Source organism: Streptomyces sp. NPDC055025 (genome assembly GCF_053608565.1).
The window spans coordinates 13,505-14,698 of the sequence record NZ_JBSGVS010000019.1 but is presented as its reverse complement, the minus strand read 5'-3'; the positions used below and the strand labels follow the sequence as shown (position 1 = coordinate 14,698).

Sequence of the window (1,194 nt, the reverse complement as noted above, 5' to 3'; positions counted from 1 at the left end):
AATCGACCCTGACAGCCCGGCGGGACCGCGATTCGGCCGGGCTGCCAGGGTCGCGGCCGGGCCGCCGGGGTGGGCTCCGTCACGGCGAGCGCGCAGAGACTAGGGAATTTCCCACTCTCCGCCCCAGTGGAATGGGATGGCCGGGAACCGGACCGTGACGGCAGTCGATCGGTGTGACAATGATCGGTGTGACAAAGCCCAACCGGGCCCGGACGCCCAGCGGTTCCGGATCGCCCGGTGGTCCGGACCGCTCGACCCAGCTCTGAGGAGGATGCGACACGATGACGACGTCCACCGAGGAGAGCCTCTGGGCACGGTGCTTCCACCAGGCACCGGACAGCCCGAGACAGCTCTTCTGTTTCCCCCACGCGGGTGGCTCGGCGTCTTTCTACTTCCCGGTGTCCGCGCAACTGTCCTCCGTGGCAGAGGTGTTCTCGGTGCAGTACCCGGGACGGCAGGACCGGCGCAGGGAGACCAGCCCCGATGACATCGGCACCATGGCCGACCAGGTCTACGCGGCGCTGCGCAGACAGCTCCACACCCGGCCGACCACCTTCTTCGGGCACAGCATGGGCGCGACGCTCGCCTTCGAGGTCGCGCGGCGGTTCGAGGCCGACGGCGGTGAGCTCTCCCGTCTCTTCGCCTCGGGGCGGCGCGCGCCGTCGCGGCACCGCGACGAGAATGTGCACCGCCTCGGTGACGAGGGGATCGTCGCGGAGCTGAAGCGGCTCTCCGGTACGAATTCGGAGCTGCTCGGCGACGAGGAGATCCTGCGCCTGATCCTGCCGGCGATCCGCAGCGACTACCGCGCCATCGAGACCTACCGGTGCGAGCCGGGCGCCGTCGTGCGCGCGCCGGTCTCCGTACTGACCGGCGACAGCGACCCGAAGACCACGCTGGACGAGGCCGAGGACTGGCGCGGACACACCACGGGAGCGTTCGAACTGAAGGTTTTCCCCGGTGGGCACTTCTTTCTCAGCGCCCAGGCGCCCGCCGTGATCGCGGTCCTGCGGAAACATCTGACGTCCGGCGGCTGACGGCCGCGGTCCGCCGACCGCGGTTTGCGGACCGCGGTTTGCGGACACGGTCCGCCGACACGGTTCGGCTGACCACGGTCCGGCTTTCGGACATCATCCGTCGCCGTCCCGCCCCCGCACGCCACCATCCCCCCACACACCACCATCCCCCTCCGCA

Annotated in this window: 1 protein-coding gene; it reads left to right on the top strand. The window is 70.0% G+C overall.

Annotated elements, in window-relative coordinates; genetic code table 11:
• The first annotated feature begins 281 nt into the window (after positions 1 to 281).
• A complete protein-coding gene (locus ACWGDX_RS14405; protein WP_453625477.1) occupies positions 282 to 1,037 on the top strand; it encodes a thioesterase II family protein in 756 nt (251 codons plus the stop codon).
• The last annotated feature ends 157 nt before the right edge of the window (positions 1,038 to 1,194 follow it).

Excerpts from the sequence above, each read along its gene's own strand:
- ACWGDX_RS14405 (WP_453625477.1), top strand. The coding sequence starts at position 282 with ATGACGACGTCCACCGAGGAGAGCCTCTGGGCACGGTGCTTCCACCAG.